A 15,020-nucleotide genomic window follows, 5' to 3' on the forward strand; every position below is an offset into this window, starting at 1 on the left:
GCGTGGTTCGGCGCAAAATCGGCATGCCCTAATAGACGTCGGCCTGATAGCGCCCGGCCTTCCGCAAGGATGCGATATAGGCGATCGCCTCCTCGCTGGAGCGCCCGCCATGCTCCGCGACGACATCGACCAGAGCGCGCTCGACATCCTTGGCCATGCGCTTGGCGTCGCCGCAGACGTAGAAATGCGCGCCCTGTTCGAGCCAGGCCCAGAGTTCGCCGCCGCGCTCGCGCATGCGGTCCTGGACATAGACCTTCTCGCCCGCATCGCGCGACCAGGCGAGCGTCAGGTTGGTGAGGAAGCCGGCATCCTTCATCGCCTGCAATTCGTCTTCGTAGAAGAAGTCGCAGGCCCGCCGCTGATGGCCGAAGAACAGCCAGTTGCGGCCGGGTGCCTTGGTCGCCTGCCGGTCGTGCAGGAAGGCGCGGAAGGGCGCGACGCCCGTGCCCGGACCGCACATGATGATTGGCGTCGCCGGATCGGCGGGCAGCCCGAAGCCATGGGCGCGCTGGACATAGACCGGCACCTTGTCGCCGGGCTCCACGCGTTCGGCGAGGAAGGTCGAGGCCACGCCCCAGCGCGGGCGCGTGCCGATCTTGTAGCGCACGGTATCGACGGTCAGCGTGATGCGGCCCGGCGTGGCGTTGTGCGAGGAGGAGATCGAATAGAGCCGCGGCTGCAGCGGATCAAGCGCCTCGACGAAGGCCTCCGCTGAAAGCCGCGCCTGCGAGAATTTGTGCAGCGTGCCGAGCACGTCGAGCCGGTCGATATCGCCGTCGGGATCCTCCCCGGCGGCAAGGCGCCTCGCCTTGGCGCGGGCTTCCCCGCCGGTGACATAGGAGATGAGCTGGAACAGCGCATCAGGCGCCGGTCCGAGCGCGCAATCTTCCATGAGCCTGTCGCGCAGGGGCTTGCCGCCGATCTCTGCGTCCGGCCGCGCGCCCAGAAGCGCGATCACCGCATCGACGAGGCGGGGATCGTTCCGCGCGACGATGCCGAAAGCGTCGCCGACGACATAGTCGAGCCCGCTTTCGGAGAGGTCGAACTCGACATGCCAGGTTTCCTTCTCGGAGCCCGCGCCATTGAGCTTGCGGCGCGAGAGAAAGGTCGCGAGCGCCGGATTCTCGCGGCAGCGACCTTTCGGTCCCAATTCCGCTGCCGGTGCGGCCTCGATGGGGGCGGCCGGGGCCGAGGCGCCGGGCTCCTCCATCAGCGCCTTGACCTGCCGCAGCGTTTCCTTGCCGCCCGGCGCGCAGAGATTGAGCCTTCCTTCCGCGCCGGAGGCGATGGCGGCGGAATAGGTCTCGCAGACATAGCCGCATTGCCCGCAATCCTGCTGGGCCATCGCAGCATAGAGCCGGCGGGGCAGGGGCTTGCCCTCGGCGAGCTGCAGGCGCTCCGTCATCGGCATGGACGGGTCGTGCCAGGGCGCTCCGTCATCCTCGGCCTGCTCCATCATCGCGGCGTTCTGTGCCGGCGACAGGGCGGTGACGCCGGCATTGTCGAGCGAGAGCAGCCCGGCGAAGAAGCCGTTGAGCCAGGAGCGCTGCTCCTCGCTAAAGGGCGCGCTCTCGGGGACGATCTGCGCGAGCGGAGTCGGCGTCTGCACGGTCATGCCGCTTCTCCCGCCTCGGTGACCAGTGCCCTCAGGGCCGCGATCTCGTGGCGCCGCGCGAAGGCGACGAAGCTTTCGTCGGGCGCCGCCCGATGCGACTGCCAGCTCCGCAGGATCGCTTCGACGATGGCAGGGGCCTCCTCGGCCTTCACATGCGTCAGCAATTCGCGGCCGATGCCGCCTTCCACGCCATAGCCGCCGCCGACGAGGACATTGTAGCCGGGGACGGTGTCGCCCTCGTCCCCGACCGGCACCTTCTGTCCGATCAGGCCGATATCGCCGATATAGTGCTGGGCGCAGGAGTTGTGGCAGCCGGTCAGGTGGATGTTGACCGCCTGGTCGAGCACGATGCGCGGTTCGCAATGGGCGGCGATGGCGAGCGCGTCCTCCTTGGTGTGCGCGCCGGCGAATTTGCAGCCGGTCGCGCCCGTGCAGGCAATCAGCCCGGCGCGCAGGATGGAGGTCTCGGCCGAGAGGCCGGCGGCTTGCAAATTCGCGAGCGCGTCCTCGATCTTCGCGTCGGGCACGCCGGAGATCAGGAGGTTCTGCCAGACGGTGAGGCGGATATCGCCGTCGCCGCATTGGCGCGCGATCGCCGCGATGACGCGCATCTGCGGCACGGTGAGCTTGCCCACCGGCAGGGCGACGCCGATCCAGTTCAGGCCGGCCTGAGCCTGCGCATGCACGCCGATATGGGCGAGACGGTCATAGACGGGGCGCGGCGCGACGAAGACGCCGTCGAGCCGGAGCAGCCGGCGCCCGAGCTTCTCCTCGACGGCGGCGAGGAAGGTCTCGAAGCCCCAGGCATCGAGCACATATTTGAGCCGGGCCTTGTTGCGGTCCGTCCGGTCGCCATGGGCGATGAAGACGCGCACGATGGCATCCGCCACGGCAATCGCGTCGGAAGGCGCGACGATCACGCCGGTGTCGCGGGCGAGATCCTTGTGGCCGGTGATGCCGCCGAGCGCGAGGCGGTACCAGATGCCCGGCTCGACCGGCTGCCCGTCACAGGAAGCGCCTTCCAGCACGTCGATGGCCTGGAAGCCGATATCGTTGGTGTCCTCCAGCGTCGCGATCGAGCCGGCGCCGTCGAAGGCGACGTTGAACTTGCGCGGCAGGCCGTAGAGCGAGCGGTCGTTGAGGATGTGGTGATGCCAGGCGCGGGCATGCGGGCGCGTGTCGAGGAGTTCGAGCGGGTCGATGCCGGCCGTCGCCGTGCCTGTGACGTTGCGGATATTGTCGGCGCCCGAGCCCTTGGCGGTCAGGCCGAGATCGGCGAGCCCTTCCAGCAGCGACGGCGCATTCTCGGCCGAAATCTCGCGGATCTGGAGATTGGCCCGCGTGGTGACATGGCTGTAGCCGCCGCCGCAGCACTCGGCGAGATCCGCCACGCCCTCGAATTGCCAGGCGTTCAGGATGCCGTTGGGAATGCGCAGCCGACACATATAGCTGTTCTGCGCCGGCGCCACATAGAACAGGCCGTGATAGCGCCAGCGGAAATCATCCTCGGGCTTGGGAAATGCGCCGGTGGCGGCCTGTGCCTTGAAGCGGGCATAGGCGTCGAAAGGGTGCTCGGCCTGTTTCCACTTCTCCTGCGGAACGAGCTTGCCGCCGGCGGCGACCGCGCGCTCCTGCGCTTCCAGATGTTCTCGGTCGGGCCCGGCGGGAGGCGTTCCGCCACCTGCTCCGCCGAGCGGCGCGAGCCCGCGCGCGGCCCGGGCCGATTGCATGCCGCTGGTGAAGCCTTCGAGATAGCGCTTCTGATCGGGTGTGAAATCGTCGCTCATGGCCGGCGTCGTCACGCCGCCTCGACGAAGCGGTGGCGTTCGTAGAGGAATTTCAGCACCGCCTCGCGCGCGCCGATGTAGGTGCGGTCAGAGACCAGCTCCAGCCGCTTGCGCGGGCGGGCAAGCCGCACGTCGAGCACTTCGCCGATGCGGGCGGAGGGGCCGTTCGACATCATCACGATCCGGTCGGAGAGCAGCACGGCCTCGTCGACGTCGTGGGTGATCATGATCATGGTGTTGCCGAGCGCGGCATGGATCTGCATCACCGAATCCTGCAGATGCGCCCGCGTCAGCGCGTCGAGCGCGCCGAAGGGCTCGTCGAGCAGCAGGATCTTCGGCTCCATGGCGAGCCCCCGCGCGATGCCGACGCGCTGCTTCATGCCGCCGGAGATCTCGGCCGGCCGCTTGTCCTTGGCATGGGCCATCTGGACGAGGTCGAGATTGTGCATGATCCAGCCATGCCGCTCGGCCCTGCTCTTGGAGCTGCCGAAGACCTTGTTCACGGCGAGCGCGACATTGTCGTAGACGGTGAGCCAGGGCAGCAGCGAATGGTTCTGAAAGACCACGGCCCGGTCCGGGCCGGGCGCATTGACCTCCTTGCCCTCGAGCAGGATGCCGCCGCTCGTCGCCGGCGTCAGCCCCGCGACGATGTTGAGCAGGGTCGACTTGCCGCAGCCGGAATGGCCGATGATCGAGACGAACTCGCCCTTGTCGATGACGAGGCTGATGTCCTTGAGCACCTCCGTCGTGGCGGCGCCGCGCTGGAAGCTTTTGTCGACGTGGTCGATCTTGAGATAGCTCATCGTTCAAGCCCTCAATGGGTCGCGGTGCCGCGGGTGACGACATGGCCGAGAAGGGCGACGAGGCGGTCCAGCAAGAAGCCGACCACGCCGATATAGACCAGCGCCACGATGATGTCGGAGAGGCGGGAGGAGTTCCACGCATCCCAGATAAAGAAGCCGATGCCGACGCCGCCGGTCAGCATTTCGGCGGCGACAATGGCGAGCCAGGACAGACCGACGCCGATCCTCAGGCCGGTGAAGATGTAGGGCGCGGCCGAAGGCACCATGATCTTGAAGAAGAACTCGATCTGGTTCAGCCGCAGCACCTTCGCGACATTGCGATAATCCTGCGGAATATTGCGGATGCCGACGGCCGTGTTGATGATGATCGGCCAGATCGCGGTGATGAAGATCACGAAGATCGCCGAGGGCTGGCTGTCGCGGAAGGCGGCGAGCGAGAGCGGCAGCCAGGCGAGCGGCGGCACCGTGCGCAGCACCTGGAAGACCGGGTCGAGCCCGCGCATCGCCCAGATCGACTGGCCGACCAGCGCGCCGAGCAGCACGCCGACCACGGCCGCCAGGCTGAAGCCGATGGCGACGCGCTGCAGCGAGACCAGGATGCGCCAGCCCAGCCCGATATCCTGCGAGCCCGCCCAGTAGAACGGTTCGACGATCAGGTCCTTCGCCTCTTCCCAGATCTTGGTGGGCGTCGGCAGGGAGGATTGCGGTCCATGCGCGGCGAGCTGCCAGAACAGCAGGATCAGCGCCACCGTGATCAGCGGCGGCAGCAGATTGACCATCGCTGCCTTCGCCCAGCCCGCGAGCTTCGCCCCCAGCGGCTTCGACGTCGCGGCCGGCAGCGACACGACCTCCGGCGGCTTGCCGGGAAGGGTGACGACTGTCGCGCCCGCGATCGTGTCCTTCAAGACAGGCTGACCCATGTTCCAGTCTCTCCTCTGACCGAGCTCTTGCGTCGCATGCGTCATGCCGCCTCGCTGGCGCGTGGCCGCGCCCCGATGCGACGGATTTCGGGAAGGCAGGAGCCGCAATTGGTGCCCGCCTTGAGTTGCAGGCCGATCTCCTTGGCCGTCGTCGCGCCGGCCTCGAAGGCGGCGCGGATGGCGTTCAGGCCCACGCCGAAGCAGGCGCAGACGGTCGGACCGGGATCGCTCCCGTCGGGGCTGCGTCCGGACAGCAGGGCGAGCCGGCTCTCCACGGTCGCGGCGGGATCGGCAAAGACGGCCTTGACCGTATCCCAGAGCGGGGCGCGGCCCGCCGGTGCGAGGAAGAGGGCGGCCGCGAGCCGGCCTTCGCGGAGCACGGCGCAGCGATAGCTGCCGCCGTCGCGGTCGATCAGCTCGGTCATCTCATGACCGCCGAAGCGTTCGCGCATCAGCGCCGCCAAGGCATCGATGGCCGAGTCGGTGGCGAAGAGCCGGCCTTCGCCGCCCTGCACCGCGAGCCGTGCCCACCAGCTTTCTGCAGGCAGCGCGAAGGGCTCGCGCGACAGGACGAAGCCCTCGAAGCGATAGGCGACCGGCGCGATCGAAACCGGCGTCGCCTTCATTTCGGGCTGGCCGGAAAAGGGGTCGCAGAGCGGCTGCGCCAGCGCTCCGATGCGCGCGTCGGAGGCGGTTTCTCCGGACCAGTGGATCGGCGCGAACAGCGAGCCCTGGGCCACGCCCTCATCGGCCGAGACCTTGAGTACAGCGCTGCCATGGGCGCTGGCGAGCCGTGCGAAGCCGCCCTCGATCAGCCCGAAACGCGCGATGTCGGCCGGATTCGCGGAAACCGAAGGCTCGGCGATATGGGCGCTGAGCCGGGGGCTGAGCCCGGTCCGCGTCATCGTGTGCCAGTGGTCGCGGACGCGGCCCGTGTTGAGCAGCAGCGGGAAGGTGCCGTCGGTGTCCGAGGCGAGCTTCGGCGCGGCGAGCGGGCGCATCTGCGCGCGGCGCTCGGGGCCGAAAAAGCCGCCATCGGCGAAGAGCCGCGCGGTGCCCTCGCGCTGCCGCTCCGGTACCGGCCACTGCACCGGCCGCAGCCTGTCATAGGCGGCCTTGTCGAGGCGGGCATGGGCGCCGATGTCGAAATCGCGCCTGCCATCGTTCTCGAAGGCCGACAGCGCCGCGTGCTCGGCATAGATGTCGTGCGCGCCGGTGTAAGTGAAGGCGGCGCCGAAGCCGAGACGCTTCGCCACCTCGCAGACGATCCACCAATCCGGCTTCACCTCGCCCGGCAGCGGCAGGAAGGCGCGCTGGCGCGAGATCCGCCGCTCGGAATTGGTGACGGTGCCGTCCTTCTCGCCCCAGGCGGCGGCCGGCAGGATGTAGTGCGGTTTCGCCGCGACCGTATCGTTCGAGAGCACGTTCTCGGAGACGACGAAGAGGTCGAGGCCGGCGAGCGCGGCGCGAACCTTGTCGGCCTCCGGGAGAGAGGCGGCGGGGTTCGTCGCCATCACCCACATCGCCCGGATTCGGCGCTCAGCGACCGCGTCCAGCATCTGGACGGCCTTCAGCCCCTCGCGGCGGGCGATGTTCGGCGCCTGCCAGAAGCGGCGCACGCGGTCGATGTCCTCGGGAGCGTAACCCATATGGGCGGCCAGCATGTTGGCGAGCCCGCCGACCTCGCGTCCGCCCATCGCATTCGGCTGACCGGTGAGCGAGAAGGGACCGCAGCCGGGCCGTCCGATCCGCCCCGTCGCGAGATGACAGTTCAGGATTGCGGAGACCTTGTCCGTGCCTTGCGCCGATTGGTTGACGCCCTGGCTCCAGGCCGTCACGACATGCGGTGTGCTGGCCCAAAGCTCGTAGAAGGCCGCAATCTGCTCGGTGGGCAGGTCGGTGGTGGCGGAAACCGCGGCGATGTCGGGGGCGATCTCGCACGCATTGGCGAGTGTCTCCTCAAAGCCGGCGACATGGCGCGCGACATAGCTGCGGTCGACGAGGCCGCGCCCGGCGAGATGGACAAGCAGCCCCGCGAAGAGTGCTGCGTCGGAACCGGGCCTCAGCGCCAGCACCATGTCGGCGTCCTCCGCCGTCGCGGTGACGCGCGGATCGAGTACGACGAGGCGCGCGCCGCGCCCTTGACGATTGTCCTGCATCCGCCGGAACAGGACCGGGTGACACCAGGCCGTGTTCGAGCCGACGAGGACGATCAGGTCGGCCCCGTCGAAATCCTCATAGGCGCCGGGCACCGTGTCCGAGCCGAAGACCCGACGCTGCGCCGCGACGGTCGAGGACATGCACAGCCGCGAATTGGTGTCGACATGGGGCGAGCCGATGAAGCCCTTCATCAGCTTGTTGGCGACGTAATAATCCTCGGTCAGGAGCTGGCCGGAGAGGTAGAAGGCGATCGCCTCGGGCCCCTGCGCTGCGGCGATGCTCCGCAGCCCGTTGGCGACGGCGTCGAGCGCCTCGCCCCAGCCGATCCTGTCATAGCTCCCGGCGGCGTTGCGCTTCAGCGGATGGAGCACCCGGCTGCCCAGTCCCAGCGTCTCGCCGAGCGCCGAGCCCTTGGAGCAGAGTCGCCCCCGATTGGCCGGATGATCCGCATCGCCCGCGATCGCGGCCCCGCCGATCCCGTCCGGCGTCGCCAGCACGCCGCAGCCGACCCCGCAATAGGGACAGGTCGTGCGCGTCGCAGCCGGGGCGAGGGGGGCGTCATGGCGCATCAGGCGGCTTCCCTGACGCAGTAGCTCTCGCCGAAAGGCAGGTCGGCGCGGATCGCGCTGATGTCCTGGCCCGAGCGGATCAGCCCGAGATAGAACAGCGCGCCTTGCGTGTCGCCGACGAGCACGCAGCCGGCGAGGCGCCCGTCGCGCAGCACGAATTTGCGATAGATGCCGGCGCTGGGATCGCGCAGCACGACGGTCTCGGCGCCGTCACCGGCCTCGAACTCGCCGGCAGAGAAGACGCCGACGCCAGAGACCTTGAGATTGGTCGCGAGCAGCGAGCCCTGATAGGCGCCCTCCCGCCCGGCGAGCCGGGCGGCCAGCACGCGCGCCTGTTCATAGGCCGGCTCGACCAGCCCATAGGCGAGGCCGCGATGCTCGGCGCATTCGCCGATGGCGAAGATGGCGGGATCGTCGGTGGCGAGCCCGTCATCGACCAGGATGCCGCGCCCGACGCTCAAGCCAGCAGCCCGCGCGAGGCCGGTATTCGGGCGCACGCCGATGGCGATGACCACGAGATCGGCGGGAATCTCGATGCCGTCGGTCAGCATGACAGCCTCGACATGGTCGCGGCCCACGAAACCTTTCGTCTCTGCTCCCAGTCGCACATCGATGCCGCGCGCGGCCATCGCTGCCGCAAGCAATCCTGCGCCTTCATGGTCGAGCTGGCGTTCCATCAGGCGGTCGACCAGATGCAGCAGCGTCACCGCACCGCCCGCTCGGGAAAGGCCATAGGCGGCTTCCAGTCCCAGCAAGCCGCCGCCGATGACCACGATCCGGGCGCCGCGCTGGGCATAGGCCCGCATCGCGCCGACATCGGCGGTGTCGCGGAAGGTCGCGACGCCGGCGAGATCGCTGCCGGGGAAGGGCGGCCTGAGCGGCGTCGAGCCGGTCGCGAGCACGAGCTTGCCATAGGGCAGCGTCAGCCCGTCACTGAGGGTCACCCTCCGCGCGGCGCGGTCGATGGTCTGGGCCGGCCGGCCGTAGAAGGTCGAGATGCCGCGCGCCCGCCACCAGGGGGCCGGCTTGAGCTCGATCTCTGGCTCGCCGATCTCGCCCGCCAGCAGCGGCGAGAGCAGGACGCGGTTATAGGCGAGGCGCGGCTCGTCCCCGATCACCGCGATGGAATAGCGCCCGAGCGCGTGCTGGCTGAGCTCGTCAACCAGCCGCGTCGCGGCCATGCCATTGCCGACGATGATCAGCGGCTCGGCCATGCGTCAGGCGATCCGCTTGATCTTCAGCGCCTTGAGGTAGTCCATCGGCGCCGCAGGATCGAACTTCATGCCGTCGAAGAAGGTCTCGACGCCACGCGAATCCGAGGTCGGGGCGCCTGCGACGCCGAGCGTCTTGGCGGCCTCCAGCCAGAGATCGGAGCGATTGACCTTGTTGACCAGCGTCTTGATGTCAGTGTTCGCCTCGAACTTGCCCCAGCGGATGTTCTCGGTGACGAACCAGGTATCGAGGCTCTTCCAGGGATAGGAGACCGAGCCGCCTTCGCCCCAGAACTTCATCAGCAGGTTTGTGCCCTTGGCGACCTTGCCGCGGCCGTAATTGATGTCGCCCTTGATGCGGCCGATGATGTCCGGCACCGGCACGTTGAACCATTGGCGACGGCCGATGATCTCGGCCATCTCCTGCTTGTTCTCCATCTTCTCGCACCAAATCTGGGCTTCCATCGTGGCTAGCATGATGGCCTGCGTGGCCTTGGGATTGGCGTCGACGAAGTCGGCGCGCATGCCCAGCGCCTTCTCGGGATGCTTGAACCAGATCTCGCCGGTGGTGGCGGCGGTAAAGCCGATGTCCTGGTTGACGAGCTGCTCGTTCCACGGCTCGCCGACGCAGAAGCAGTCCATGGTGCCGACCTTCATGTTCGCCACCATCTGGGCCGGCGGCACGACGATGGTCGCGAGGTCATTGTCGGGGTCAATGCCGCCGGCGGCGAGCCAATAGCGGATCCACAGGTCGTGCGTGCCGCCAGGGAAGGTCATGGCGACCTTCACCTCCTTGCCGGCCGCGCGCTTCTTGGCGAAGGCCTCCTTCAGCGCGGAGGAATCGGTTCCGACCGGCAGTTCCTTGTATTCGTTGGAGACCGACAGGCCCTGGCAGTCCTCGTTCAGCCGCATCAGCGTGTACATCGGCAGCGGCTGGCTGTTCTGCATGACCTTGCCGGTGGTGTAGAGATACGGCTTGGGCGAGAGGATGTGCGCCCCATCGATGCCGTTCGCCTTGAAGCCGAGCGCCATGTTGTCGCGCGTCGCACCCCAGGAGGCCTGCTTGGCGATGTCCATGTCGGGCAGGCCGTATTTGGCGAAGAGGCCCTTCTCCTTCGCAATGATCAGCGGCGAGGCGTCGGTCAGGGCGATGTAGCCGAGGCGCGTGCCCTTGACTTCGGGCCCAGTCCCTTGCGCGAAAGCGCCCGACGGCAGGGCGGTCTTCGCCGCCGCCAGCAGCGCGGCCGTGCCGGACAGTTGCAGGAAGCGGCGGCGGCTGGCACCTGCCGGCGCCAATGCGGTCATCCCGATCCTGGTCTTGGAGCTCTGCGTCATCGATCGCCTCTCGGTTGCTGAAAACCGCTTGCCCTGGAACTGGCCCCGAACGCGAAAAACGCCGCGCGAAAGACGCCTTGCCAGGCGCATTTCGACAGCGACGTTGCTGTGTCTTCCGGATCGGGGGTGGCGCGGGCAGCGTTGGCCGCGTCACGGCAGACGTATCAAGGATCGTGCCAACCGTTCCGCCATGGGGCCGGCTTTGAATTGCAACAGTTTACGAATTCGGGGAGATGCGGACGGCGGCGCAATTGCCTTGTTGCGTCGCACAATGGAAGCGCAAGGGCCTATTTTTTAGGCGAAACTTCGCTTGCGGAAAGAATGCCTTCAAAAGAGGCCGGGAGGAAGACGCCAGCGGCGATCTCCCGCATCTGCGGCGTCGCGACGATCTGGCCGGCGCGCTCCATCCCGGCCAGGACCCAGTCGGCATCATCAGGCTCGGGCCGCAGCGCCTCCTGGTCGAACCGGATGAAGCGCTCGATCAGCCTGGGCGGCCGGTCGGCGCCCTGGATCAGCTCGCCATGCAGGATGCGCTCGATCAGCGGGGCGGGCAGCGCGAGCCGGTCCGGAGCCGAGAGGTGATGCGCCATGCGGGCGAAGTTCTCGGGCCGGCAGGCCCAGGCGCTGGCCTTGAGGATCGCAGCGCCGAGCTTCGCAACGGCGGCCGGGCGCCTGTGCACGTCGTCGGCGCGCCAGGCCAGGACCTTGTCGTGGCAGTCGCGCCGGAGATCGACGCTGGCATGCACCATCGCACCGACGCCGGCCGCCACGGCCGCCGAATTCCAGGGCGCGCCGGCGCAGAAGCCGTCGATCCGTCCGCTGGCGAGGGCCTCGACGGTCTGGGGCGGCGGGACGACCTCGAAGCGGATATCCTCGCCGAGCCTGAGCCCGCCCTTCTCCAGCCATTCGCAAAGCAGGTAGATATGCATCGAGAAGCCGAAGACGGCGGCCAGCGTCAACGGCGGCAGCCCGGCGGCCTTGCGGCGCGCGACCATGGCCGCGAGGGCGCGGGCCGAGACGGCCGTATCGGCCATATCGCCCTCGGCCAGGCGCGACAATTCCTCGAAGCGCCGAACCGAGACCGTGATCGCGGCGCCATCGCGATTGAGCGCCATCGGCACGGCCATCGGGGCCTTCACCCCGCCGATCCCCAGCGTCGCGGCGATTGCCGCGGGGCCGAGCATATGGGCGGCGTCGAACAGGCGCACATTCAACTTGTCGCGCAGATTCGACCAGGAGACCTCCCGCACCAGTTCGAGATTGAGCCCTTCGGCCTCGGCGAAGCCCTCGTCCTTCGCCAGCACGACCAGCGCGCAATCGACCAGCGGCATGAAGCCGACACGCAGGTGCAGCGTCGTCATTTGAGCATCTCCGCGGCGGTGATGAGGGAGCGGGCGATATCGACGAGCTTGCGTTTCTCGTTCATCGCGGTGCGGCGCATCAGCGCGTAGGCCTCTTCCTCGGAGAGGCCCTTCAGCCGCATGACGATGGCCTTGGCGCGGTCGATCGTCTTGCGGTCCTCCAACTGCGAGCGGGCCTCGTCGAGCTCCTCGCGCAGCCGGCGGAAGGCATTGAAGCGGCTGATGCAGGTCTGGAGGATCGGCTGCATCCGCTCCTTCTTCAGCCCGTCGACGATATAGGCGGAGACGCCGGCCTCGACCGCGGCCTCGATCGAGGCGGAATCCGACTGGTCGACGAACATGGTGATCGGCCGGCGGATATGCCGGCTGACGAGGAACATGTCGGCCAGCGCGTCGCGGCTGGGATCCTCGAGGTCGATCACCACGACGTCGGGATCATGGGCCTCGATGGCGGCGACCAGCCCCGTGGTCGCAGCGATGCGGATCAGGTGCTGGTAGCCCGCTTCCCGCAGGCCTTCCTCGATGATGGCGGCCCTGACCTGGTTCGCGTCGACGATGAGGATGCGCAGAGTGGGCACCATGCCTTTCAGTCGTTCCCATCGAGTGATCCGGCGTCGCCCTATCAGGAATCGTGCCAGTGCGGCTGGCGTGCCGGCTTGGCTCTCGACATTGCGGCATATCCGTCGAGAATGTTGCCGCGGCGGCTTTGGAGCAAGGTCATGTCACTGCGGGAACCCGTCCTCCATTCCGTTCCGATCGCCGATCTTCGCCCCACGCAGATGACCGTGGGCCTCCGTGAGGTCGAGGCCAAGCGCCAGAGCTGGCGGGAGCGGGAGGGAGGCCGCGCCGAGGGGTTCCTTGGCAGCCACATGATCCCGGCGATCAAGGGGCCCAAGGCGCGCCTCTACATCATCGATCACCATCATCTCGTCCGGGCCCTGCACGACGAGGGTCAGAAGCAGGTTTTCGTCAACGTCATCGCCGATGTCTCATGGCTCTCGACGGCGGCCTTCTGGGTCGTCTGCGAGCACCGGAACTGGGCTCACCCCTATGACAGCGAAGGCCGCCGCCGTAGCATCGAATTGATGCCGAAGCGCATCGAGAAGCTCGAGGACGATCCCTATCGCTCCCTGGCCGGCGAATTGCGCCGCCTCGGGGGCTTCGCCAAGGACGTCACCCCTTACTCCGAGTTCCTCTGGGCGGATTTCCTGCGCAGACGCATAGGGCGCAAGCTCGTCGATGCGGATTTCGAGAAGGCGCTCAAGAAGGCGCTGAAACTGGCCAAAGGCCAGGAAGCCAGCTACCTCGCCGGCTGGTGCGGACCGGTCAAGGATTAGCCTGCCGCCGCTTGGGCGTTCACGCGCCGCGGCCGAACGCCAGCACCGCGTTGAGGCCGCCGAAGGCGAAGGAATTCGACAGCGCATGGCGCAGCACCGCCTGCCGCGCGCCCTCCGGGACGACGTCGAGCCCGCATTCCGCGTCGGGCTCCGAGCAATTCGCCGTCGGGGGAACGATCTGGTGGTGCAGCGCGAGCGCCGTGGCCAGCGCCTCGAACGCCCCGGCCGCGCCCAGGCAATGGCCGAGAACGCCCTTGATCGAGGAGACCGGGGGCGGCTTCCCGTTCGGAAAGACCGCGCGGATGGCCCGGCTTTCGACGACGTCGTTGATCAGCGTGCCGGTGCCGTGCGCGTTGATGTAGTCGATGGCCGCCGGATCGAGTCCGGCGCTCGCCAGCGCGCGCCGCATCGCCCCTTCGGCCCCCGCCTGATCGGGGGAGGTCAGGTCGCCGGCATCGGCATTGGCCCCGAAGCCGACTAGCTCGGCATAGATGCGTGCCTTGCGGGCGACGGCATGCTCCCATTCCTCGAGGACGAGGATGGCGCTGCCTTCGCCGAGCACCAGCCCGCTGCGGTTGCGCGAGAACGGCCGGCAGGTGTCGCGCGACAGAATGCGCAGCGCGCTCCAGCCGGTCATCGTGCCGGGCGTGATCGAGGCTTCCGAGCCGCCCGTGATCGCGATGTCGCAATCGCCATGGAGGACGGCGCGGTAGGCCAGGCCGATGGCGTGCGTTCCCGATGCGCAGGCGCTCGCCACGGCGAAGGTGTTGCCGTGCAGGCCGAGATCCATCGAGATCTGGCTCGCCGGTGCGTTGGCCATCAGCTTCGGAATCGTGAGCGGGTGAACCGAGCGCCGCTGCTCGCGGTAAAGGCGATGGAAGCTGTCGTCCAGCGTGGTCATGCCGCCGACGCTGACACCGACGACGACATCCGCCTGGGCGAGCGTCGCGTCGTCCGGCTCCAGCCCAGCATCGGCGACCGCTTCGCGCGCCGCCACGACGGCGAACTGGGACATCCGGTCGAGTGACCCCAACCGCTTCGCGGTGAAATGGGCGTCGGGGTCGAAGTCATGGATCTGCGCGGCGATCGGGCAGGGAAGCTCGTCCATCTGCGGCAGCATCAGCGGCCCGATGGCGCTGTCCCCGGCCACGATGCGTTCCCAGGTCGTCGGCATGGTCGGCCCGGCCGGCGAAATCGCGCCGAGGCCGGTGATCGCAACGCGTCTCCGTGTCACGCCGGCGCTTTCTCGCCCAGGGCCGACTCGACGATGCGGGCGATGTCTCCGACCGTCCTCAGCTCCTTGACCCTGGGGTCGTTGGCATCGAAGGGGACGCGGATCTTGAAGCGCTCTTCGATTGCGAAGATCGTTTCGAGCACGTCGAGAGAATCGTATCCGGCCTCTTCGAGGCTGGTCTTTTCAGTGATCTCCGCGGGATCGCGGCTGATCTGTCCAGCCACGATCTCTTGCACGACCTTGAGTATGTTCATTCCCGAACCTGCGACTGCCCATGATGCTGGGGGCTAGAGGAATTCCGCGTTTTCAAGCGCCGCCGAATTGCTCTACCTCTTTGTTTTCTCGCATTTTCTTCACGCGAACCGGTGTCCGCCTCGCTTGAAAATGCGCTCGTCTGACTCGATACGGTTTCATGGCCGATACGGGGCAAGGAGCGTCGCTCGCCGAAGCAAGGGCGCCGCACCTCGCACGTCACGGGTTGCAGCGCGTAGGGCAGGTTCCGTGCCAACCGTCCTGCCGGCGCGAGCGGCGTGGGGGCTCTCCTGTTCGACCGGCTTGTCCGTTGATATCGATGGGAAATCCCGAATGGCTGCTTTGATGCGTTATCCGGAGTGATCCGTATCGCGGATGATGCTTCCGACATTCCGTGTCGGGAGCACCAAGATTTGATGGTTCCCTCGGATTCTGC

At 67.8% G+C, this 15,020-nt stretch carries 12 protein-coding genes; 1 reads left to right on the forward strand and 11 read right to left on the reverse strand.

Annotation, left to right across the window (positions count from 1 at the left end; all coding sequences use genetic code 11):
- Positions 1-28: 28 nt before the first annotated feature.
- The 9 genes from AB6806_RS01215 to AB6806_RS01255 all read right to left on the reverse strand — a co-directional run bounded on the left by AB6806_RS01215 (position 29) and on the right by AB6806_RS01255 (position 12,342).
- The gene (locus AB6806_RS01215) at positions 29-1,615 is read right to left on the reverse strand and encodes a sulfite reductase subunit alpha (protein ID WP_370953940.1); all 1,587 of its coding nucleotides are present in this window, start codon (positions 1,613-1,615) and stop codon (positions 29-31) included.
- Positions 1,612-3,402: a NirA family protein gene (locus AB6806_RS01220; RefSeq protein WP_370953941.1), complete on the reverse strand. Its 1,791-nt coding sequence runs from the start codon at positions 3,400-3,402 to the stop codon at positions 1,612-1,614. The genes AB6806_RS01215 and AB6806_RS01220 overlap by 4 nt, the downstream gene beginning before the upstream one ends.
- An 11-nt stretch (positions 3,403-3,413) precedes the next feature.
- On the reverse strand, positions 3,414-4,205 hold the full coding sequence (locus tag AB6806_RS01225; protein ID WP_038361557.1) for an ABC transporter ATP-binding protein: 792 nt from the start codon (positions 4,203-4,205) through the stop codon (positions 3,414-3,416).
- Between the two features lie 11 nt (positions 4,206-4,216).
- Positions 4,217-5,125, reverse strand: coding sequence for a nitrate ABC transporter permease (ntrB, locus tag AB6806_RS01230; RefSeq protein WP_142020326.1), 909 nt, complete (start codon positions 5,123-5,125; stop codon positions 4,217-4,219).
- A gap of 41 nt (positions 5,126-5,166) precedes the next feature.
- Positions 5,167-7,854, reverse strand: coding sequence for a nitrate reductase (locus AB6806_RS01235; protein WP_142020327.1), 2,688 nt, complete (start codon positions 7,852-7,854; stop codon positions 5,167-5,169).
- Positions 7,854-9,068 (reverse strand): NAD(P)/FAD-dependent oxidoreductase, encoded by a 1,215-nt coding sequence (locus tag AB6806_RS01240; RefSeq protein WP_142020328.1) that lies wholly within the window; start codon positions 9,066-9,068, stop codon positions 7,854-7,856. The genes AB6806_RS01235 and AB6806_RS01240 overlap by 1 nt, the downstream gene beginning before the upstream one ends.
- A 3-nt stretch (positions 9,069-9,071) precedes the next feature.
- A complete protein-coding gene (locus AB6806_RS01245) occupies positions 9,072-10,400 on the reverse strand; it encodes a CmpA/NrtA family ABC transporter substrate-binding protein (protein ID WP_370953942.1) in 1,329 nt (442 codons plus the stop codon).
- Between the two features lie 287 nt (positions 10,401-10,687).
- A complete protein-coding gene (locus tag AB6806_RS01250; protein ID WP_370953943.1) occupies positions 10,688-11,761 on the reverse strand; it encodes a CmpA/NrtA family ABC transporter substrate-binding protein in 1,074 nt (357 codons plus the stop codon).
- The gene (locus tag AB6806_RS01255) at positions 11,758-12,342 is read right to left on the reverse strand and encodes an ANTAR domain-containing response regulator (protein ID WP_038361565.1); all 585 of its coding nucleotides are present in this window, start codon (positions 12,340-12,342) and stop codon (positions 11,758-11,760) included. The genes AB6806_RS01250 and AB6806_RS01255 overlap by 4 nt, the downstream gene beginning before the upstream one ends.
- Before the next feature lie 138 nt (positions 12,343-12,480).
- Here AB6806_RS01255 and AB6806_RS01260 point away from each other — a divergent pair, with 138 nt between their 5' ends.
- Complete coding sequence (locus AB6806_RS01260; protein WP_112763474.1) at positions 12,481-13,098, forward strand: ParB-like protein; 618 nt, start codon at positions 12,481-12,483, stop codon at positions 13,096-13,098.
- A 19-nt stretch (positions 13,099-13,117) separates the two neighbouring features.
- Here the strand turns inward: AB6806_RS01260 and AB6806_RS01265 are convergent, their stop codons facing one another.
- Entirely contained in the window at positions 13,118-14,332 is a 1,215-nt protein-coding gene (locus AB6806_RS01265; RefSeq protein WP_370953946.1) for a beta-ketoacyl-[acyl-carrier-protein] synthase family protein, read from the reverse strand.
- On the reverse strand, positions 14,329-14,586 hold the full coding sequence (locus AB6806_RS01270; RefSeq protein WP_112763476.1) for an acyl carrier protein: 258 nt from the start codon (positions 14,584-14,586) through the stop codon (positions 14,329-14,331). The genes AB6806_RS01265 and AB6806_RS01270 overlap by 4 nt, the downstream gene beginning before the upstream one ends.
- Between the last annotated feature and the right edge of the window lie 434 nt (positions 14,587-15,020).

The sequence above is a fragment of the Allobosea sp. RCC_152_1 genome, from assembly GCF_041360765.1.
Classification (GTDB): Bacteria; Pseudomonadota; Alphaproteobacteria; order Rhizobiales; family Beijerinckiaceae; genus Allobosea; species Allobosea spartocytisi.

Coding starts and splice junctions, on each gene's coding strand:
- AB6806_RS01215 (WP_370953940.1), bottom strand. CDS start 1,615: ATGACCGTGCAGACGCCGACTCCGCTCGCGCAGATCGTCCCCGAGAGC.
- AB6806_RS01220 (WP_370953941.1), bottom strand. CDS start 3,402: ATGAGCGACGATTTCACACCCGATCAGAAGCGCTATCTCGAAGGCTTC.
- AB6806_RS01225 (WP_038361557.1), bottom strand. CDS start 4,205: ATGAGCTATCTCAAGATCGACCACGTCGACAAAAGCTTCCAGCGCGGC.
- ntrB (WP_142020326.1), bottom strand. CDS start 5,125: ATGGGTCAGCCTGTCTTGAAGGACACGATCGCGGGCGCGACAGTCGTC.
- AB6806_RS01235 (WP_142020327.1), bottom strand. CDS start 7,854: ATGCGCCATGACGCCCCCCTCGCCCCGGCTGCGACGCGCACGACCTGT.
- AB6806_RS01240 (WP_142020328.1), bottom strand. CDS start 9,068: ATGGCCGAGCCGCTGATCATCGTCGGCAATGGCATGGCCGCGACGCGG.
- AB6806_RS01245 (WP_370953942.1), bottom strand. CDS start 10,400: ATGACGCAGAGCTCCAAGACCAGGATCGGGATGACCGCATTGGCGCCG.
- AB6806_RS01250 (WP_370953943.1), bottom strand. CDS start 11,761: ATGACGACGCTGCACCTGCGTGTCGGCTTCATGCCGCTGGTCGATTGC.
- AB6806_RS01255 (WP_038361565.1), bottom strand. CDS start 12,342: ATGGTGCCCACTCTGCGCATCCTCATCGTCGACGCGAACCAGGTCAGG.
- AB6806_RS01260 (WP_112763474.1), top strand. CDS start 12,481: ATGTCACTGCGGGAACCCGTCCTCCATTCCGTTCCGATCGCCGATCTT.
- AB6806_RS01270 (WP_112763476.1), bottom strand. CDS start 14,586: ATGAACATACTCAAGGTCGTGCAAGAGATCGTGGCTGGACAGATCAGC.